The following is a 20,451-nucleotide window of genomic DNA, read 5'->3' as shown; positions in this document are numbered from 1 at the left end:
ATTGCAGGCTGTTGCCCGGATAGTTTTATTATCAATCGAATTTTTTTGATATTTTTATAAATTTATTGAGCTTAGGCTCCATATAACTTTAGAGGAGGCAAATTATTGTGAGTAAAGTTATCGGTATTGACTTAGGAACCACGAACTCTTGCGTTGCCGTTATGGAAGGCGGCGAAGCCGTAGTAATTCCAAACCCAGAAGGCGCGCGTACAACCCCTTCGGTTGTAGGCTTTAAGAAAGACGGCGAGCGTATCGTCGGTGAAACGGCTAAACGCCAAGCGATTACTAACCCTGATCGTACGATCAGCTCTGTTAAACGTCACATGGGTACTAACCACAAAGAAAGCATTGATGGTAAAGACTACTCCCCACAAGAAATTTCGGCAATGATTCTGCAAAAACTGAAATCCGATGCAGAGGCTTATCTTGGCCAAACTGTTACTCAAGCAGTTATCACTGTTCCTGCTTATTTTAATGACAGCCAACGTCAAGCTACCAAAGATGCAGGTAAAATTGCAGGTTTGGAAGTTCTGCGTATTGTGAACGAGCCAACAGCAGCAGCTTTGGCATATGGTCTGGAGAAATCCGAAGATCAAACCATTCTAGTCTATGACCTTGGTGGCGGTACTTTTGACGTATCCATCCTTGAACTTGGTGATGGCTTCTTCGAAGTAAAAGCTACAAGCGGCGACAACAAGCTGGGTGGCGACGACTTTGACCAAGTGGTTATGGATTACCTGGTATCCGAATTCAAAAAAGAGCAAGGCATTGATCTGAGCAAAGATAAATCTGCTGTACAACGTTTGAAAGATGCAGCTGAAAAAGCGAAAAAAGAATTGTCAGGCGTACTGACAACAACTGTATCGCTTCCGTTCATCACTGTGGTTGACGGCGTACCTCAGCACTTAGAGATCAACTTGACTCGTGCGAAATTTGATGAACTGACTGCTGGTCTGGTAGAACGTACTTTGGGACCAACTCGTCAAGCATTGTCTGATGCTGGTATGACACCTGCAGACCTTACTAGAATCGTTCTGGTTGGTGGTTCTACACGTATCCCAGCTGTACAAGATGCTATCAAAAAGCTTACTGGCAAAGAACCACACAAAGGTGTGAATCCGGATGAAGTAGTAGCTCTTGGTGCTGCTGTTCAAGCGGGTGTATTGACTGGTGATGTTAAAGACGTTGTATTGCTTGACGTAACTCCGCTTTCCCTGGGTATTGAAACTGCAGGTGGCGTGTTCACGAAGATGATCGAGCGTAATACTACGATTCCTACAAGCAAATCCCAAGTATTCTCAACCTTTGCTGACAATCAACCTAGCGTAGAGATTCACGTGCTGCAAGGTGAGCGTCAAATGGCAAATGGCAACAAGACACTGGGACGCTTCATGCTGAACGAGATTCCACCAGCACCACGTGGCGTGCCACAAATCGAAGTTTCTTTCGATATTGATGCCAACGGTATCGTAAATGTATCTGCAACAGATAAAGGCACGAACAAGAGCCAAAAAATCACTATCACTTCTTCCAGCGGCCTGAGCGACGCAGAAGTAGAACAAATGATGAAGGATGCCGAGCTTCACGCTGAGGAAGACCGTAAGCGTAAAGAACTGGTAGAAGCGAAGAACGGTGCTGACCAACTCGTGTATTCTACTGAAAAAGTAATTAAAGATCTTGGTGATAAAGCTGATGCTTCTGATGTTGAAAAAGCAAATGAAGCTAAAGATAAAGTTAAAGCAGCACTTGAAACTGACAATCTTGAAGAAATCAATGCAGCTACAGAAGCATTGACTGAGATTGTACAACAGTTGTCCATGAAGCTGTACGAACAAGCTGCTCAAGCTGAGCAAGGTGCTGAAGGTGGCGCTGGAGCCGCTGAAGGCGCTCCTAAAAAAGATAATGTAGTTGACGCTGACTATGAGGTTGTTGACGAAGATAAGAATCAAGGGTAACCTTATACGATAAGTGTAATAGGAAACTGATAAATTCTTATATAGTTAAGAAGGGAAGGTCAAAACCGGGTCATCCCGTGTTTTGACTTTCCTTTTGTAATATCAGATTGCACACTCTTTGCGAATGCGCCTTCTGATATTGTAAGAATAAACATCGCTGAATCTGGATGGTCAGATCCTGAGGTTTTATCGTATAATGGTTTGTTTGACAGGTAATAAGGAATTTGAGTATGTATGCACGGAGGTGAAAGCAGTGGCAGATAAACGCGATTATTATGAAGTGCTTGGCCTTAGTAGAGATGCTTCAGACGATGAGGTGAAAAAAGCGTACCGGAAATTGGCGCGCCAATATCACCCAGACGTGAATAAAGCAGATGACGCTGAAGCTAAGTTTAAGGAAGTAAAAGAAGCTTATGATGTTCTTAGTGATGGACAACAGCGAGCTAGGTATGACCAATATGGCCATATTGACCCTAACCAAGGTATGGGCGGCTTCGGAGGCGGCGGTGGTGGCGACTTCGGAGGACTTGGCGATATCTTTGATATGTTCTTTGGAGGCGGCGGACGCCGTGATCCTAACGCACCGCAGCGCGGTGGGGATTTGCAGTATACCATGACCATTGAATTCAAGGAAGCGGTATTCGGCAAAGAAACCGATATTACTATTCCACGTACAGAAACTTGCGATACCTGCTACGGCTCCGGGGCTAAACCGGGCACTAAACCAGAGACTTGTTCCGTATGTCATGGTAGTGGACAACAGGAATTCGTACAGAATACACCGCTTGGACAGATGCGTAATCGTCGTCCTTGTTCACATTGCAGTGGTACAGGTAAGATTATTAAGGAAAAATGTACGACTTGCGCCGGACAGGGTAAGGTTAAAAAGCAACGCAAGATCCATGTGCGCATCCCTGCCGGTGTTGATGACGGTGCACAGCTGCGCATGACTGGCGAAGGCGAAGGCGGCTTACGCGGCGGTCCTGCTGGAGACTTGTATATTGTTATCCGTGTTAAATCGCATGATTTCTTCGTGCGTGAGAACGATGATATTATGTGCGAGGTTCCACTTACGTTTGCACAGGCAGCACTTGGTGATGAGATTGAAATTCCAACCTTAACCGAAAAAGTGAAGCTGAAGATTCCTGCCGGAACGCAAACAGGCACTTTCTTCCGCCTCAAAGGTAAAGGTGTTCCGCGTCTGCGCGGATCTGGCCAAGGTGATCAGCATGTACGAGTAATTGTTGTGACACCTAGCAAGCTCAATGAAGAGCAAAAAGAATTGCTACGCCAGTTCGCTTCTCTGAACGGAGAAAACACACATGAACACGAACAGTCCTTCTTTGATCGTGTGAAACGTGCGTTTCGCGGGGACTGATATCCTAACTCATTCATTCAGTAAATGAATAGAAAAAGACAGCAGAGCAGCGATCCTCCCATTATTGGGGGATCGCTGCTCTGCGTTTTTGTTTAGCATGAGATTAGGGCAGGGCCATTTAACTAACCTCATGCAATTCTTTGGAGGAGCTGTGATGCTGGAACCTGGGGAATTTCGCGAGCTTGGCTAACTCGGAAAACCCGGAAAAGCCTGGCAGCTCGTGGTGAACTCGGCAAGCCCGGTAACTCCGGTAACTCCGGTAACTCCGGTAAACCCCGCCGAACCTCTGAACCCGAATCCCGTCCGCGAACCCTGAACCCCGAACCGCGAACCGCGAACCGCGAACCGCGAACCGCGAACCCCCGAACCCCGAACCGCGAACCGCGAACCGCGAACCGCGAACCGCGAACCGCGAACCGCGAACCGCGAACCCCGAACCCCGACCCCCGACCCCGAACCCCGACCCCCGAACCCTGTAACCTTGAAACCCCCGACTGGTCTCCATCTTTTTTTAACACACTATCTGTTTTGAATTATCTACGTGGGCATGGTAAATGTCGCATAATCCAGCATTTAAGTGCAACTGCGTCCGATAGCGCCGAGAATAATCATCTGAGTGGATAGGACCCAAAAGATGCTGGAGGCATACGGACCCAGTTGACGCTATTTGCACATTTTTCTCCTTTTGAGCGAAGTTTCGGACTCCAGTGCAGCTATTGTCCAGAAAAGCGCTCATATTTGATGTTTTTCCTGCTAATAGCGACTATGAGGTCCGATGGCATGGCAAATATCGCATAATTCAGCGTTTAAGTGCAACTGAGTCCGATAGCGTTGAGTGTAATCATCTGAGTGGATAGGACCCAGAAGACGCTGGAGGCTTGCGGACTCAGCTGACGCTATTTGCACATTTTTCTCCTTTTGAGCGAAGTTTCGGACTCCAGTGCAGCTATTGCCCAGAAAAGCGCTCATATTTGGTGTTTTTCGTGCTAATAGCGACTATGAGGTCCGTTGGTATGGCAAATGTCGCATAATTCAGCGTTTAAGTGCAACTGTGTCCGATAGCGCTGAGAATAATCATCTGAGTGGATAGGACCCAGAAGACGCTGGAGGCTTGCGGACTCAGCAGACGCTATTTGCACATTTTTCTCCTTTTGAGCGAAGTTTCGGACTCCAGTGCAGCTATTGTCCAGAAAAGCGCTCATATTTGATGTTTTTCGTGCTAATAGCGACTATGAGGTCCGTTGGTATGGCAAATGTCGCATAATTCAGCGTTTAAGTGCAACTGTGTCCGATAGCGCTGAGAATAATCATCTGAGTGGATAGGACCCAGAAGACGCTGGAGGCATACGGACCCAGTTGGCGCTATTTGCACATTTTTCTCCTTTTGAGCGAAGTTTCGGACTCCAGTGCAGCTATTGCCCAGAAAAGCGCTTATATTTGGTGTTTTTCGTGCTAATAGCGACTATGGGGTCCGTTAGCATGGCAAATGTCGCATAATCCAGCATTTAAGTGCAACTGTGTCCGATAGTTGCCTCGTATGCGCCGCAGATGTGACCTAAAGCGAGAAAGCCCCAGCAGCCATCTGGCTGCTGGGGCTTTCTTTGAGAGTTCAACTAGATACTGTTTAAGAACGTAGGTCCTCGAACACGCGGCTCAGAATCGTTGCTGCCTGTGCCCGAGTCAGAATACCTTGTGGATTGAAGTTGTCCGCGCCAACGCCCTTGAGATAACCTTTGCTTACCGCATAGGCTACGGCGTTACGTGCTTCTGCAGCGATGTTGTCGGCATCTTTAAAGCTCAAAGGAGTCTTAGCTACTGTAAGATCAGCACCTAGAGCTTCAGCAATGATAAGAGCTGCTTCTTCGCGAGTCAGCACATCACGTGAACCACTTTGTTTGATACGAGTATTCCAAGTGTCACCTTTTCCAAGTAGACGGTCGAAGAGCGTTAGTAGCTCCGCTTGATTTAAGGTGTCAGTAGGCTTGAAGCTGCCATCGGTTCCTTTGCCGGCAATGATACCATGAGCAGCAAGAACTTCGATATCGCCTTTAGCCCAGTGAGTGCCGATATCCTTGAAGCTTACATTACGGAATGCAACGCTATAAGAGCCGTCGCCAGTAACTGTAAACTGTAGAATACCTTCTTTAGAGAAAGATCCAGGTTGCAGATAGGACCACTTATGATCCTTTGTTTCTGCATAGGCGGCAGTTTTTCGAGCATCACGTAGACTGCTGTCTTTTAGATTAAGCTGAAGGGTAATCGGCTTTCCGGTTGTCCAACCATTTTTAATGGTCAGAATGGAAGAACCAATATTGATCGCAGCTGAGCTTCCTGATAAGACTGCTGTATCGCTAGCATCAGCCAGACTTATCGTAAGCAACAAACCACTGCTGCTAATGAAATCCGGAAGGGTTGCCGCTGGAATAAGAACATTGAACCCACTACCGTTAAGGCTGAGTGCATTCTCCGATTTCTTCAACTGTTCGGCTTGCGCCGGGGTAAGAGTAATAACGACTTGGCTATACTTATTGAAATTCACATCGCTAAGATCAAGTACAGAAGTCTTATCTTTTGCATTCTGGATCGAATTTGTTAATGCAGCATCTAAGATGTTAAACACCGTTGAAGGTTTACCACCAGCTGGATCGGCTGTCTCTACTAGCTTCCCGGATTTCAAAGAAGGTCCAGGAGTGGGAGTGCTGGTTGCTGTAGATACATAGGTCTCAGAAGATGGAGAAGACGTAGGTGATGGTGTCGGTGTTGGCGTTTCTGTTGGGTCTGGCGTTGCTGATGGCGTTGCTGATGGTGTCGGTGTCGGTGTTGGCGTTGGTGTCGGTGTCGGTTTTTCAGGTGTGCTAACAGTTACACTTACTGTTCTCAAACCAGATGGGATAGTTGATGTTGTGGCATCATTCCAAATCTGAACATCATATAGCTCAAAGGAATAATCTCCTGCTGTTGCTGGTTCGAAGGTTATTTGGGCTAGTGAGCCAGAGCCGTGATAAGCACCTCCTGACAGATTGACACTATATTGTGTCAGTTTGTGGCCGTCTCCAAGGTCATACGTTTGTGAATATTCTGTAAGTGGAACACTAGAGAAATGCTCCTCTTGATACGTAACCAGCTGTACGCTTGGCTGGATTACCGGTGTTTCAAGGGAATTATCGTATATGACACCGAATGAAGCCCCATAGACGCCATAAACCTCGTCTGTCACGGAATAATCTAAATCAACGGTCACAGATTGTCCTACTTCAATGGTGGATGCAGAAAGAGCCGGAGTTACTGTGAAAGTACCATCCCCTGTGCTATAAAGCAGCCGCTGAACGTAATCATCGTCGTCTGCACCATTCCCCACTTTATCGACCACATGGACTTTGTACTCATTTAGCCCCTCGTTAACAGGAACATCAATGGTAAAGGCACCGTTATTTGCAATCACACCGCCAAATTTATAAGCATTCCCATCATAATGTTTGCCTTCGGCATATACGGTAAACCAGTTTCCAATAGGGTTTGTATTAGAAATATAATAGGCCATTAGGTCATCATCAATAAAACCACTAATTTGTGCCACGCCAGGATCGGTTGGCGCTTCACGTTCATACTCCTCAATGGTGATGCCGGAAACTAGCGGCTTCTCGGTATCAATTGTGAACTCGGCCTTTTGTTTCTCGAGCAGTTGCCCATTGGGAAGCACGGGAATGATGTAGTAGTGACCATCTGCTAAAGTAGACTTGGCGGAGGTCTCCAGGTCTGTTAATGTTCCATCCCAATTTGGAACTTCGTATACGCCACGATAGATCTTCTCGTCGATTGCATAAACTTCACCTAAAACTGTTGCAGGAGCATCTTTTGAAGAGGCAACGAAACTTATGCTTTCCAGCTCTTCATTAACAGAAAAGGTAAAGGTGGTGTCGTCTGAGCGACCATCACCATTAGGTGAAATTTGTGGACTTTCAAAAGAAAGCTGATTAATAGGTGCTACATTAAATTGGTCACCTACAACAACGTTAAATGGCAGACGAAGGGTTTCTGTATCAGAGGTAAGTAACAGGATGCCTTCATATGCGCCCTCTTTTGCTATTTTAGATACATTGAGTGTAAATTGTGCATATTGATTTACCCCTGAGATAACACTGTTTGGTGCAAAATCAATACTAATATCATTAGGAGCTTCTGTCAGCCATTTGGTGGAAAGGGTGTATGTTTCTCCATTCCCTTTAAAGTCCTCTACATAGACAGCTTTCGTTACGGTAACACCCTTTGGCTGTAAGCCGAAGGATAAGGAACCTGTGTAATAAGGGATTTCAACAGTACCCGGAAGACCGCTGTTAAGGATCTCACCGACTTTAGCAATGGATTTAGCGTTTATCGACTTCTCCAGATTAATTAAACCTGCACCTTGTTGGTACAAGGAGTAAGAATTCCCATCACGTTTAAAAATAGGATCAGCATTGTTCATCAGCAGGGCTTTAATTTCATTTGGCTTCAGATCAGAGTTTTTACTCAGTAACAAAGCCACAGCTCCTACAACGTGTGGAGTTGCCATGCTAGTGCCATTTTTTAAGCCGAAAGCTTGGTCATAGTTCCCATCCCAGCTAGGGATCGTCGAGTTGATATTGACTCCGGGCGCTACAACATCAGGTTTTATTAGATAATCGGGCATCCCCGGACCCATAGAACTGAAGTTTGCTAACTGATTTACTTCAAGCGCTATATAGTAACTGATTATATCTTTAGCCGCAGCCATCTGAGTTTTTATTTTTTTGCCATCGGCTTGACTGATTCCGTAGGTAGGAATGTAATCCCCAGGCGCACCAAGGGTGGGGCTGATTTCACCAGGCTCATTATTGGCAATCAGCAAAAGCTTCGCACCAGCAGCTTTGGCATTAAGAGATTTGTCTGAGAAGCTCAGCGAGCCCCGATCGACAAGCACTACCTTATCTTTGACATCCAGATTTTTGTAATCGGAAGGACTTCCAAGACCAGCGAAAACGATCTTACTGCCAGCAATATTATCGATTAAATCTGGGGAGTAACTGGCTAATGTCCCGGGAATCTTTTTAACATCGCCAATATCAAAGAAAGGGGTATTTATCGGAGTAGTAGAAGCTCCAACACTAAGCGCGAGTTGGGCACCAGCGGGTTCGCCCAGTGTTCCTGCATCCGGTCCAGCGTTACCGGCGGCAACAATAACATTCACGCCCGATTTTACGGTATTGTCTATCGCGATTGAACTCGCGGAATAGCTTTGGTTGACACTAGAGCCTAGAGAAAGGTTAATAACATCTGCTCCGTCATCGACCGCTTTCTCAATACCCGCAATTACATCCGCTGTGGAACCAGATCCATAGGGACCAAGTACGCGATACGCATACAATTCTACCTCAGGTGCCACATCTAAAATTGTCCCGGCAACGTGTGTACCATGCGAGGTTTCGTAAGGAGTGCCTGCTCTTGGAGGGAAGTTAGCATCAGGGGCTGTTTCAGCCGGATCATCATCCTGATCATATACATCATAGCCGCCCTTATAATTATCTTTTAACAAAGGGTGATTCTTATCAATACCAGTATCGACAACCGCTACCTGTACATCTTTGCCTGTGTAACCTAAATCATGTAGTTTGTCCGCGCCTATTAGCTTGCCGCTGTCTGAATAGGAACGTGTAACAGGTAATGTCGCTACTTCAACACTGTCTGCTAACGCATGTACTTCTTCATTCGGATAAATAGCGGCAACGCCTGGAAGCTCTAACAGCTTGTTTACTTGATTGGCTGGCAGCGTAATGGAATACCCATTAAAAATCTCACTGTATTCAAAACCGATATTTGCATCGATTTTCTGTGTTGAGGAAATAAAGCTTTTATGCTCTGAGATAATTTTACTGCGTTGTGAGGAGACTGAGGATCGTAAAGAATAAGTTTTTGCCTCATTTACATACACACTGACTGGTTTATTAGTCAATTCCACAATCACTGAAACTGGTGCTGAACCTTTGAGTACTCCAGCATAGTTATGAGGGGTCACACTTTGAGACTGTACATCCGTAACCAGGGTTGAAGATTCAAGGGATGAGTTCGCAAATGCAGCTGATGGAAAAAGAACAGACACAGCCAGACCGAAGCTTGCCGCTCCAATAGCAAATCTTTGAATAGAGTGTTTAAAGGTACGTTTCAAATAAGTTCATCCTCCCAAATGAATTTTTTGTATTACAATGTGTCTGTGGTTCTCCTCCTCCATATAAAATGTAAAAAATTATGAAAATTAAATTTATTCTACAGCTATAACTTCAAATCGAATATACAACTTTAGTACCATATTGCAGCGAAGCGTTGAGGAAAATGTCGAATTCCCAGTAGATAAGTGGAATATAAGAAAATCAGAGCATAAAACAAGTGAAATTAAGACAATATAAATGAATGCAACAGATGTCTGAATTTCAAGCGAGAGCGGGGATAAGATGTCGGAAAGATATATTTTGGCATATTTTAAAAGTCCAGAGGAAGCCGAAGGCGTCGCGCGCAAGCTTCGTGCACTTCGGGCCATTGAAGTTTCCATTGATCGCTTCAGTAGATATGGAGGTACCAGCTTTAGCTCAGGGGTAAATCCGGTGACAGGCAATGTGGCCAGAATGGACTCCATGACTGCTGAGCACGCACACACAGGCATACTTGCAGCTGCGGACACCAGCTCTAGCGGAATGAGTCATGGTGGTAACGGAGGTCCAACGGGGAGAGATATTTTGCTTACGGTTATTGTGCATACGGAGTCCTACGATCAGGCTCTGCGCTTAATTGAAGAAGCAGGCGGGATGGTCTGATCGGCACTTCATTAATAATAAGAAAGGAGACGAACAATGGATAGAGAAAACTCACAAATCTTCTCCAAGACGGAGAAATTGAAAATGTTATATGAAGCTAAAGCGGAGGATGTAGAATTCTCGGCGGCGGAAGCCGATCTTGATGATATTGAAGCTCAGGATCGCGCACAAGAAGCGGACAAACGTCAGCTGAATGAGATTATGAAGAAAGAATAGCAGCTAAAAAAGCTAAGGCGGATACCTCACTTTGTGGGGTATTTTTGTGTTTGGGCATGTATAATTAGGGCGAAGAGCTTAAGTGTGGGGGGAGAAGATGGATAACGTTATTTTGTGGACAGGATTAGCCTTATTGATCGCACTATTAACCTATTTGAACCAGAAGCAGTTGTACTCTCCAAAAGTAAAACGGGCCTATCGTGAGTTGCGGGAGCTGACAGAGAAGGTTCGTATGGAGCGCTCTGAGGCGAGCGATTTGTATCGATGGGAAGCAGAATTAACCGAACTAGAGAATCATCCGAACGAACTGAATAAATTGGATGCCGAAATTAGGTTTCATCACGCATTTTTGTTATATCTTGAACGTCACTACCCTTCAGACCCAAGGATTATTGGTTTGAAGCAAGCTGACGCATATCAGAAGGATATGGTTTTGGGGATTAAAATAAAAGATTATAAATCCAATTAATAAGATACTTTTGACTGTACGTACAATGGGAGAAGGAATATATTCGCACAGGTCGCAGACAACTGCTGCATGAAGCGAAGGTAGACGTAGCTTGCTGCACCGCAGCCTGGCTGGAGTGCATTTGATTCGGATGAACTGCCATATTTTGCTGCGTGCTCGTAATGAGGGAACGACTGAAGTAGTGCTTTGTGGTTGGAATCTGAAAATTGAAATTAGTAATGGGATTGAGAATGATAGAATTTGAAAATGAAATTGAGAGTTGAACCCTAGCTGATATTTGCAGCTGGGTTTTTTTGTTATGAGATCAGAAAAATGAACTAAATTAGGGCAAGCTTTTAGCTTATAAGTAAGGCTACCGCTAAGAAGAATTTGGGCGTCTCATAGTCGACGTAGCTGTAGATGCATTTCTGTTGGAATTGGATATAATTTTCGGCATGATTGAGGTTGGAAAATGATTAATTAGGGAAAACCTCCCTGAAAAACGCTCGAAAAGATAGAAAAAGCCTGATTTCATGAGTTTTTGGTGGAGTATTTCCCTAAAAGATAGATCAACCTTCGAATCTTGCACATCATTAGGGAAGTTTTCCCTAATTATCATTATTTTCAATTATATTAACGTCTGCAGATGTTATAAATATTTTAAGTAAAATAGCTAATATCACACTACAAATTAAGGATGTATAATTGTTCGAATATACTAACTACGACCAATCAAGTATTGAATTTTTTCAGGGGGAATTAGAATGGGGCTGGTACACTCTCAAGGAGTTACTGATGAGCTTGTTGTTAGATCTTTAGAAAGAAATTTAGCCATTATCCGGTTTGACCTTGATCGCCGAGTTGCTTATGTGAATGAGGTTTTTGCAAATTCCATGGGATATAAAAAAGATGAAATGTACGGAATGCATCATAAAGAGTTCTGTTTTCCACATTTCGCAGATAGCCCAGGTTACGAACGGTTTTGGCAGGATCTTTTTACAGGGAAGAGTTTTCAGGATAAGATCGAACGAATGGATTCGAAAGGAAATGCGGTTTGGCTTGAAGCCACCTACATGCCAGTGTTTGATGAAAGCAATGAACAAGTCATCGGAGTATCTAAAATAGCAACTAATATCACCCAAAGACAAAGCAACATGAGTAATGTTGTACAACGGATGCAAGAGATGGCAGACAGCTTGAATCAAAGAGCAGATTTAGGTATTGAGCGCAGTCAAGAATTATTACGAAGCATCAACAAAATCGCCGAAGTATCGATAGAAAATACACATACTCTAGCTAATCTTGAGAAGCAGGCTGTATCGATTCATAGCATCGTGCAAACGATTCGCGATATTGCTTCGCAAACGCAATTATTAGCCCTAAATGCTGCTATTGAGGCAGCGCATGCCGGGGAGTATGGCCGAGGTTTTGAGGTGGTGGCAAAAGAAGTAAGAAAGTTATCTTCCATGGTACAAGATTCGATCATAAAGGTACGGGATAGTGTGGATGCGATCACGCTGGAAATTGGAAAGATCTCTATAGGTACAAATCAAGTGCAAGAAAATATAGAAGATAGTCAGCAGCAGGTTCTGGTGGCGTTGGAGGATTTTTCGAAGATTGCTTCATCTGCACAAAATCTCGACACACAAGCGCGTGAAGTTATGGATATTCTCTAGCAGCAGTATGTATGTTGATAGATTGAATATCAGCAAAAAAGGGTCGGTCTCCTACTTGCGAGAGATAGACCCTTTTAATTGTTGGTATTATCCGATTTTGTTAACAATCAAGGTAGGAATCATATATCTATGATTTATGATGACTCCGTTAACTCCGGTGTTACCAGAAGCACCAGTCGTGCCAGTGACTCCAGTCGCGCCCGTAGCTCCCGTCACTCCAGTAACTCCCGTGTCCCCAATCGCCCCATCAGAGCCAGTCCCACCTTTAGCCCCATCACCCCAGTAGCGCCTGTCGCGCCAGTTGCCCCATCATACCCAAGTAATTCTGCTGTAACTAATCGATGCGGGGCTACTAATCTTTCTGCACTGTCTTTACCCCAAAATGAGAGTTGAATTGGATGATCTGGCAAACTAGCAGTTGTGAAAAAAAATTCGAAAGTATCAAAATCCGCAAAATAATTTTTAGTTATTACTTGATTTGGCATCACATCTAGCAGATCGCATACATATTGAATTCTTTCTCATTCATGTAGTAGCCTTCGATCAGAACTGTGGAAGCAATCTGACCGCTACCATTAGCAATTTTGACCGTGACCTGTTGTGTAAGTCTTGTGTTGTTTTCTGAGTTAACATTGTTTTCTATCGGACCAGTAGTTAAAAGAGTCATTGTCCTTCCTCCATTTGCTTCATTCAGATTATTAAGCCCGTTTGATTTTCCCTATGTCTTTAAGAGTAGCGATAGTTTATGCTCAGAAAAACGAACCTTTTCCAAGGATTGGTTGTCATATAGATATCTCAGTCAAGAAAGGAGGGCGCAAGATTTGGAGAGTAACCGGGAGTTATTTGAAACCTACAATAAAGATGTATACCGGACTTGCTACTATATGGTGCATGACGCGGCGGATGCAGAGGATTTGACTCAGGATGTCTTTATTACCGTATTTCGCAGTAATCGTGAGCACGTGGAGCATATCAAGGCTTGGATTATGAAAATAACGGTCAACCATTGCCTCAATCATTTGAAACGAAAACGAACCTTGCAACAGAAGATAACGGACAACCTTCATTTCTTTAATAAAACGGCAGAAACAGCTGTGGAGCAGCAGATTGAGCAGCGTGAGACGGAGGTCGAGTGGGCGCAATATATGAGCCAGGTCCCTATCAAACTTAGGATGGTGCTCACACTTAGGTATATGCATGATTTCAGTCTGGCTGAAATTTCGGATCTGCTGTCCATTCCACTTGGAACGACCAAATCTAGGCTGCATAAAGGACTAACGGTAATGAGGAGAATCCTGCAGGAGGCTGGGGTTCAAATTGAACTAAAGGAGGGCGAAGCTTTTGAAAAAGTTAGAAAATATGCTGGAGCATCGTTTAAATGAAGATAAAGGCGTGCCTTATCCAGATTTTGAACGCATGTGGGGACGTTTAGAGCAAGAAAACAGTACAATGACTCCCCTACAACTTCGTATGGCCAATGGTAGCGGGAACAGAAGGAGAAACTGGAGTAAAATAGCTGTGGTTGCTTCATTTTCAGTACTTATTGCAGCGGCACCCGTATATGCGGCAGTGCATTATGATTGGGATAATTTGCTCCATGGGAGAGGAGGCGTTCAATCAGCGCTGGCCCAAAATCTCGGACAACAACTGAACCAGTCGGTGACACAGGATGGAGTAACTCTGAAGCTACATACAGCGATTGTGGATGAGAATCGGACGGTTATCTTATTCACTTTGGATGTAGGAAAACGCTTGGAAAATGAAAATTGGAATGTTAAAGGAATGACTTTGAAGGGCGCAGATGGGGCGAATGGTCCCAGTGAGTTCAGTTATGTGTTATGGGATGAGAAAAATCAACATTACAACGGATATTTCGAGAGTGATTGGACACCGAAAAAGGACACTGTGAATGTGCAACTAGTTGCAGATAATCTGCAAGCCTTTAGCACACAGGAGTTAGATTTACCGCTGGATATCCAATCGCAGGAGACACAAAAGTTTCCTATTGGACAGGAAGGGATGCGCAGCATAGAGGTGAAACCTTTTACCCAAGGACAAGAAAAAATATTATTCTCTTCAGCGATCATTTTTGATCAGCCAGAAGCAAAAGAATGGGCCTTTCCAAATATAGTCGCTTACAAAAACGGAACGCTCATAAATTCGCTGGCAGGAGGTGCTTTCGGTACACCGGGAGAAAACGGGGAATATACGTCCCAGCAATATTTTAAGGCGGCTGATATTTCCAGCGGAGAAGTGAATTACAAGCTGCAGTACATGAAACAAGAGAAAAAGGTTGAGGGGCCACTAGCTTTTGATCTTCAATTAAGCAAAAAGCAGATGGAGAGCGGAACCATAAATACTTCATTGAATCTGCCGCTAGAAGAGGGCGAACCTAATTACACGCTGGAGAAAATGGTAGTGACGCCTACTCAAATTCGAATCGCCATTAGAAGTAAAGAGAAAGGCAACAATTTCCCGTATCAAAAGTCTACTCTTGAAGTAGCAGGCAAGACGCTGGAGGGCAATTTCTGGAGATCTCCAGAAGGTGAGCCGGAATTAACAGTGCTTCGTTTTGAGCGGCCAGTTGACCTTGAAATCACAGAAGAGACGCCAATTACCTTTGTTGCTAAATACAAGGTGACTCAGCACGGCAGCTATAAAATTAACAAGGACGAAAAAACACCACTTCTGTTGACGAATATATCTGATAAGAAACAGACGCTTATCCAGCAGCTTAGTGGTTATCCGGTAAAATGGACGTACTATATGCAGGGTGCCGATCTTTATGTAGAGACTGAAAGTGAAGATGCTCGCTTCGGTGGAATTAACCAGACCCATATCGGACTGGGGAAAGAGCGTATTTTAGGTAAACCTCTGACCGTTAATTTCACGGGGGATGGAAACAATAAGGCCATTGATGTTTACAAGGGTTTCAAAGGTACAGAAGCTTCTATTTATATATTCTTCTATACGACTGACGATCCGGATAAAGAAACAAGAGTGCAGCTGCGGCCATAGAAAATTTTTTTTAGGGAGGAACCTTGTGTTCTTCCCTTTTTTTCGTTTACAGTGAGTAGATGCTGAGTGGACTCAGGGAGGATTAGCGTAAAGGAGAGAAAAGGATGGAAATCACTCGCTGTGCTTGGGTTAATGAGGATCCTTTATATATCGCATACCATGATGAAGAGTGGGGTAAACCTCTGTATGATGACCGGAAGCTGTTTGAATTACTTATGCTCGAAGGCATGCAGGCAGGATTAAGCTGGTACACCGTCTTAAAAAAGCGGGCACATTACAGAGAGGTATTTGATGGATTTGATCCGGAAAAGATTGTGCATTATGATGAGCCGAAAATTGCTGAGCTGATGAACGATCCCGGGATTATTAGAAATCGCTTAAAGATTGATTCTATCATTCGTAATGCAAGCGTATATTTGCAAATTAGTGCGGAAACAGGCAGCTTTGCAGATTATCTCTGGAGTTTTGTGGGGGGTGCACCTTCGATTAACCATTGGAAGACACGTGCGGATGTCCCTGCTTCGACGGCTCAGTCTGACGCAATGAGTAAAGCATTAAAAAAGCGAGGCATGAAGTTTGTCGGCTCTACCATATGTTATGCTTTTATGCAGGCATCGGGGATGGTAGATGATCATTCGCTCGATTGCTTTTGCAGGAGCAGCACGGGCATAGCAGAGCGTTGATCTGTAGTTTGGCGTTACCCCAAGAAGAAATGTTATACTATGAAGCGAATGCTCACAAAACTAAGTCTATGCTTACGAAGCCAGTTTTGCACGAAGTCAATCAATGAAGCTAACGCTCACAAAACTTTAGGAGGATCACATAAAGATGTTATGGCATGAAGTGACGATACATACAACAGAAGAAGCACAAGAAATGATTTCGAATTTTTTATATGAAGCAGGAGCGGGTGGGGTTTCTATTGAAGAATCCGGAACACTCAGTAAAGAGCGGAATACGCGTTACGGTGAATTATACGACCAACCCTTGAATGATATCCCAGAAGGGGAAGCGGTAATCAAAGGTTATTATGCCGATTCCACGGATATGGATGCTGTTATAGAAGAACTGACTCCACGGGTAGCAGAATTGCGTGAGTACGGTATTGATCCGGGCAAATCGCTGATTTCTTGGAAAACCGTAGATGAAGACGAATGGGCGCATGCTTGGAAGCAATATTTTAAACCGCTCAGGGTATCGGAGCGTCTCACGATTAAACCAACTTGGGAGGAATATACGCCTGAGCGCCCAGATGAAGCAATCATTGAGCTGGACCCTGGTATGGCATTTGGTACAGGGACTCACCCTACAACAGCTTTGTGCCTGCGTGCGCTCGAGAAGAATATTAGCGGCGGCGAAGAAGTAATCGATGTTGGTACGGGTTCAGGAATATTGGCTGTAGGTGCGATGCTGCTCGGTGCGAAATCCGTGCTGGCGTTAGATTTGGACCCTGTAGCTGTTGAAAGTGCGCGCGAGAATGTAGCACTGAACAAACTTGAGAAGTTCATTACGGTAAAAGAAAGCGACCTGCTCTCCTTGCTAGGCGGTGAAGGTGTAGCTGACACGGCTGCTGGAGAAATGTGGCCATCCGCTAGACCGGGTCACACTCTTGAGGGAACACCTGCTGAGCAAGTAACAGTGGATAGTCTTGGCGTTACACTCCCAGTGAAGATTGTAGTTGCGAATATTTTGGCAGAAATCATCGTATTGTTTACGGATGATGTGTATCGTGCACTTCAGCCAGGAGGCTTGTATATTACCTCTGGTATTTACAAGGATAAAGAAGGGCTTGTGGCTAACGCACTACAAGAGTCCGGCTTTGAGATTATGGAAGTATCCCGTGAAGAAGATTGGGTGGCATTTACAGCCGGAAAGAGGTAAAAATGGATATATTGCAAAGTATAATACGTGTAGATTTGGATCAGCTTCCTTTTCTGCTTATTACGATTTTAATTGCTTTTACAGTACATGAATTCAGTCATGCTTATTTCGCAAATAAGTTCGGTGACCCTACGGCTAGATTATTAGGACGCATGACGCTTAACCCTGCTGTACACTTCGATTTTTTTGGTATTTTACTGCTGCTGGTTGCTGGTTTCGGGTGGGCGCGTCCGGTTCCTGTAAACCGCGATAACTTTAGCCGCCCCCGTCTGATGGGAGTCATTGTGTCTGCTGCGGGCCCAATCAGTAACCTGTTACTAGGGATTATTGGTGCTTTAATATATGGGGTGCTTGCGGCAACCGGTGTATTAGAGTCGATCTCCAATGATCGCGTTTTAGAGGCAGTGTATCTGTTCTTTGGCACCTTTATTCAATGGAACTTCTTTTTATTCTTGTTCAATCTGATTCCATTGCCTCCGCTGGATGGCTACCGGATTGTGGAGGATATTGCTCCTCGCTCCATTCGGGGCAAATTACAGCAATTTGAGCAATGGGCTGTATTTATCTTTTTATTAATTCTGTTTATTCCAGGGTTACGAACCTATACCATTGATCCTCTTGGCCACTGGGCTAGTGAAATGTCGAGAACATTTGTGCAGCTATTCCTAAGAATGTTTGGCAGCTAAGGTAGGGACTGAAGTCTGGTCAACCCTGCTTAAACATTGTATTATGTAATTTGTTGAAAAATAGGATAGTTAAATTTCGCCTGATCCATAGTTATATTTCTCTAAGAAACGGGTGACGTCTTTATTAAGGCGTCTTTACCGTTTCTTCTTACTGAATTCATGAACAGGATGATGAAGAGATGCAGCGATATTTTGTTACACCGGAGCAGTTTGGTGCAGATAACGTTAGAATTGACGGGGAAGATGCAAGGCATATTGCCAAAGTGATGCGCGGTAAGGCTGGGGACAAGCTTATTGTCAGCGATGGCGTCTCCCGTGAAGCGTTAGTGGAGATTGCTCAGATCGAAATTGGGGAAGTGACAGTGAATATCCTGGAAACCCTGGAGATGACGCATGAACCGCGGATAAAAATCACAGTGGCTCAGAGCTTACCCAAGGCTGATAAGATGGAAACTGTCATTCAAAAGTGCACAGAAATTGGAGCCGTTGGTTTTATTCCTTTTCTGTCGGAGCGCACGATTGTACAATACGATGAACGCAAGGAAAGTAAGCGGCTGGACCGCTGGCGTAAAATTTGTAAAGAAGCTGCCGAGCAGGCACACCGGAACATCGTTCCGGCTGTAGGCTCACCGTTATCCTGGAAGCAGCTGCTCCAGACTTTTAGTGAGTATGATGCAATTTATTTCTGTTATGAAAAAGAAGAAGGCTTGCAGCTTCGCAGCAGTGTTGCCCCTTGGTTATCCTCGCTTTCACCGCAGGCTGGTGGGAAGGTATTGATTGTGGTAGGTCCTGAAGGGGGCTTTACACCAGAGGAATGCCAAAAGGCAGAAGAAGCTGGTGCGGTTTCCGTAGGACTAGGACGGCGTATTCTGCGCTGTGAGACAGCGGGCATGGTTGCCGCTGCTTGTATTTTATATGAATCTGGAGAAATGGGAGGAGCTTAAGAGATGCCATCCGTAGCATTTTATACTTTAGGTTGTAAAGTGAATTTTTATGACACCGAAGCCATCTGGCAGCTATTCAAAAATGAAGGTTACGAGCAGGTCGATTTCGAGGGACCCGCCGATGTATATCTGATTAATACTTGTACTGTAACTAATACAGGTGACAAAAAAAGCCGTCAAATGATTCGTCGTGCCGTTCGCCGCAATCCGGAGGCTATCGTGGCGGTTACTGGCTGCTATGCACAGACCTCTCCTGGTGAGATTCTGGATATTCCTGGTGTCGATCTTGTTATTGGTAACCAGGACCGCGATCAGATCATGACGCATGTGAAGAACATTGAAGCCTCACGTCAGCCAGTCAACGCTGTTCGTAATATTATGAAGACACGTGAATTCGAAGAGATGGATGTACCTGGCTTTGCGGATCGGACGCGTGCTTTTATGAAGATTCAGGATGGCTGCAACAACTTCTGCACATTCTGCATCATTCCATGGTCACGTGGACTTTCCCGCAGCCGTGATCCCAAAAGCATCGTAACCCAGGCGCATCAATTAGTAGAAGCAGGGTATAAAGAATTTGTTCTCACGGGTATTCATACCGGTGGTTACGGTGATGATCTTGATAATTACCGTCTAGCCGATTTGCTGTGGGATCTAGATAAGGTGGATGGACTGGAGCGGGTACGTATCAGTTCTATCGAAGCCAGCCAGATCGATGAGAAGCTGCTGGAGGTGCTGAACCGTTCCTCTAAAATGTGCCGTCATCTGCATATCCCGCTGCAAGCCGGACATAATGATGTGCTGAAAGCAATGCGCCGTAAATATACGACAGAAGAATATTACGCCAAAATGCAGCTGATCCGTCAGGCGATGCCAGATGTCGGGATTACTACGGATGTTATCGTTGGATTCCCGGGGGAGACCGATGAAATGTTCCGTGCCGGCTACGATTTCATGAAGGCTATTAATTACTCTGAGATGCATGTATTCCCTTACTCCAAGCGGACGGGCACTCCAGCAGCGCGGATGGAGAATCAGATCGACGAAGAAATCAAAAATGTACGCGTGCAGGAACTGATTGATCTTTCAGAAGAAATGCAAATAGCTTATGCTCGTAAATTTGTAGGTCAGACATTAAGTGTTATTCCGGAAAGAGCCGCAAAAGGGGCTCCGGGCCGCAATATCCAGCATGGGTTTAGCGACAACTATTTGCAGGTGTTCTTCGATGGTGAAGATTCACTCCAAGGAGAACTTTGTCAGGTGAAGATAACGGAAGCTGGCGTGAACGAATGCCGCGGCGAGTTGATCGGGGTTAGTCAGACTGGGCTTCAGCAGGCTGTTCGTTAAGCAATAAATATCCGTTAAGCAATAAATATTAGTAAAAAGAAAACAGAGCAGTCATTTTCCCGTTAATGGGGAAGGGCT

Annotated in this window: 18 protein-coding genes; 14 read left to right on the top strand and 4 right to left on the bottom strand. The window is 44.7% G+C overall.

What is annotated here, in order from left to right; genetic code table 11:
* Positions 1-107 precede the first annotated feature (107 nt).
* Complete coding sequence (gene dnaK / locus NYE72_RS23715; RefSeq protein ID WP_036677488.1) at positions 108-1,955, top strand: molecular chaperone DnaK; 1,848 nt, start codon at positions 108-110, stop codon at positions 1,953-1,955.
* Between the two features lie 253 nt (positions 1,956-2,208).
* Positions 2,209-3,333 (top strand): molecular chaperone DnaJ, encoded by a 1,125-nt coding sequence (gene dnaJ, locus NYE72_RS23710; protein WP_036677487.1) that lies wholly within the window; start codon positions 2,209-2,211, stop codon positions 3,331-3,333.
* 1,624 nt (positions 3,334-4,957) lie between these two features.
* Here dnaJ and NYE72_RS23705 read toward each other — a convergent pair.
* Positions 4,958-9,514 (bottom strand): S8 family serine peptidase, encoded by a 4,557-nt coding sequence (locus NYE72_RS23705; protein ID WP_036683929.1) that lies wholly within the window; start codon positions 9,512-9,514, stop codon positions 4,958-4,960.
* Positions 9,515-9,797: 283 nt separating this feature from the next.
* Here NYE72_RS23705 and NYE72_RS23700 point away from each other — a divergent pair, with 283 nt between their 5' ends.
* From NYE72_RS23700 to NYE72_RS23680, 5 genes are all read left to right on the top strand, one after another.
* Positions 9,798-10,157 (top strand): hypothetical protein, encoded by a 360-nt coding sequence (locus NYE72_RS23700; protein WP_036683926.1) that lies wholly within the window; start codon positions 9,798-9,800, stop codon positions 10,155-10,157.
* A gap of 36 nt (positions 10,158-10,193) precedes the next feature.
* Complete coding sequence (locus NYE72_RS23695; protein ID WP_036683923.1) at positions 10,194-10,373, top strand: YfhD family protein; 180 nt, start codon at positions 10,194-10,196, stop codon at positions 10,371-10,373.
* A gap of 97 nt (positions 10,374-10,470) precedes the next feature.
* Positions 10,471-10,842, top strand: a complete 372-nt coding sequence (locus NYE72_RS23690) for a hypothetical protein (RefSeq protein ID WP_036683921.1) — start codon at positions 10,471-10,473, stop codon at positions 10,840-10,842.
* A 91-nt stretch (positions 10,843-10,933) separates the two neighbouring features.
* Positions 10,934-11,086, top strand: a complete 153-nt coding sequence (locus NYE72_RS23685; RefSeq protein ID WP_155986569.1) for a hypothetical protein — start codon at positions 10,934-10,936, stop codon at positions 11,084-11,086.
* A gap of 499 nt (positions 11,087-11,585) precedes the next feature.
* Positions 11,586-12,497, top strand: coding sequence for a methyl-accepting chemotaxis protein (locus NYE72_RS23680; RefSeq protein WP_076098520.1), 912 nt, complete (start codon positions 11,586-11,588; stop codon positions 12,495-12,497).
* Positions 12,498-12,584: 87 nt separating this feature from the next.
* Here the strand turns inward: NYE72_RS23680 and NYE72_RS23675 are convergent, their stop codons facing one another.
* Genes NYE72_RS23675 through NYE72_RS23665 form a run of 3 tightly spaced genes read right to left on the bottom strand, consistent with a single transcriptional unit; the run spans position 12,585 to position 13,164 of the window.
* Entirely contained in the window at positions 12,585-12,713 is a 129-nt protein-coding gene (locus NYE72_RS23675; RefSeq protein ID WP_268748658.1) for a hypothetical protein, read from the bottom strand.
* Positions 12,710-12,982: a hypothetical protein gene (locus NYE72_RS23670; RefSeq protein WP_051491299.1), complete on the bottom strand. Its 273-nt coding sequence runs from the start codon at positions 12,980-12,982 to the stop codon at positions 12,710-12,712. Before NYE72_RS23670 ends, NYE72_RS23675 begins: the two co-directional genes overlap by 4 nt.
* 5 nt (positions 12,983-12,987) lie before the next feature.
* Positions 12,988-13,164 (bottom strand): hypothetical protein, encoded by a 177-nt coding sequence (locus tag NYE72_RS23665; protein ID WP_155986568.1) that lies wholly within the window; start codon positions 13,162-13,164, stop codon positions 12,988-12,990.
* Between the two features lie 154 nt (positions 13,165-13,318).
* Between NYE72_RS23665 and NYE72_RS23660 the strand changes: the two genes are divergently transcribed.
* The 7 genes from NYE72_RS23660 to mtaB all read left to right on the top strand — a co-directional run bounded on the left by NYE72_RS23660 (position 13,319) and on the right by mtaB (position 20,373).
* Complete coding sequence (locus NYE72_RS23660; RefSeq protein ID WP_036683913.1) at positions 13,319-13,879, top strand: RNA polymerase sigma factor; 561 nt, start codon at positions 13,319-13,321, stop codon at positions 13,877-13,879.
* Entirely contained in the window at positions 13,839-15,515 is a 1,677-nt protein-coding gene (locus tag NYE72_RS23655) for a DUF4179 domain-containing protein (protein ID WP_339210565.1), read from the top strand. Before NYE72_RS23660 ends, NYE72_RS23655 begins: the two co-directional genes overlap by 41 nt.
* A gap of 104 nt (positions 15,516-15,619) precedes the next feature.
* Positions 15,620-16,198, top strand: coding sequence for a DNA-3-methyladenine glycosylase I (locus tag NYE72_RS23650; protein WP_038572920.1), 579 nt, complete (start codon positions 15,620-15,622; stop codon positions 16,196-16,198).
* Between the two features lie 145 nt (positions 16,199-16,343).
* Positions 16,344-17,396, top strand: a complete 1,053-nt coding sequence (prmA, locus tag NYE72_RS23645; RefSeq protein WP_076098521.1) for a 50S ribosomal protein L11 methyltransferase — start codon at positions 16,344-16,346, stop codon at positions 17,394-17,396.
* A 2-nt stretch (positions 17,397-17,398) separates the two neighbouring features.
* Complete coding sequence (locus tag NYE72_RS23640; RefSeq protein WP_036683904.1) at positions 17,399-18,082, top strand: site-2 protease family protein; 684 nt, start codon at positions 17,399-17,401, stop codon at positions 18,080-18,082.
* A gap of 179 nt (positions 18,083-18,261) precedes the next feature.
* Positions 18,262-19,026, top strand: coding sequence for an RsmE family RNA methyltransferase (locus NYE72_RS23635; RefSeq protein ID WP_076098522.1), 765 nt, complete (start codon positions 18,262-18,264; stop codon positions 19,024-19,026).
* 3 nt (positions 19,027-19,029) lie between these two features.
* Positions 19,030-20,373 (top strand): tRNA (N(6)-L-threonylcarbamoyladenosine(37)-C(2))-methylthiotransferase MtaB, encoded by a 1,344-nt coding sequence (gene mtaB / locus NYE72_RS23630; RefSeq protein WP_038572916.1) that lies wholly within the window; start codon positions 19,030-19,032, stop codon positions 20,371-20,373.
* Positions 20,374-20,451 lie beyond the last annotated feature (78 nt).

Origin of the sequence: Paenibacillus sp. FSL L8-0333, assembly GCF_037965665.1 — a bacterium.
GTDB lineage: Bacteria > Bacillota > Bacilli > Paenibacillales > Paenibacillaceae > Paenibacillus_AQ > Paenibacillus_AQ odorifer.
This window is presented reverse-complemented; position numbering and strand designations above follow the sequence as displayed.

Coding starts and splice junctions, on each gene's coding strand:
- NYE72_RS23700 (WP_036683926.1), top strand. CDS start 9,798: ATGTCGGAAAGATATATTTTGGCATATTTTAAAAGTCCAGAGGAAGCC.
- NYE72_RS23695 (WP_036683923.1), top strand. CDS start 10,194: ATGGATAGAGAAAACTCACAAATCTTCTCCAAGACGGAGAAATTGAAA.
- NYE72_RS23690 (WP_036683921.1), top strand. CDS start 10,471: ATGGATAACGTTATTTTGTGGACAGGATTAGCCTTATTGATCGCACTA.
- NYE72_RS23680 (WP_076098520.1), top strand. CDS start 11,586: ATGGGGCTGGTACACTCTCAAGGAGTTACTGATGAGCTTGTTGTTAGA.
- NYE72_RS23670 (WP_051491299.1), bottom strand. CDS start 12,982: ATGCCAAATCAAGTAATAACTAAAAATTATTTTGCGGATTTTGATACT.
- NYE72_RS23665 (WP_155986568.1), bottom strand. CDS start 13,164: ATGACTCTTTTAACTACTGGTCCGATAGAAAACAATGTTAACTCAGAA.
- NYE72_RS23650 (WP_038572920.1), top strand. CDS start 15,620: ATGGAAATCACTCGCTGTGCTTGGGTTAATGAGGATCCTTTATATATC.
- prmA (WP_076098521.1), top strand. CDS start 16,344: ATGTTATGGCATGAAGTGACGATACATACAACAGAAGAAGCACAAGAA.
- NYE72_RS23640 (WP_036683904.1), top strand. CDS start 17,399: ATGGATATATTGCAAAGTATAATACGTGTAGATTTGGATCAGCTTCCT.
- NYE72_RS23635 (WP_076098522.1), top strand. CDS start 18,262: ATGCAGCGATATTTTGTTACACCGGAGCAGTTTGGTGCAGATAACGTT.
- mtaB (WP_038572916.1), top strand. CDS start 19,030: ATGCCATCCGTAGCATTTTATACTTTAGGTTGTAAAGTGAATTTTTAT.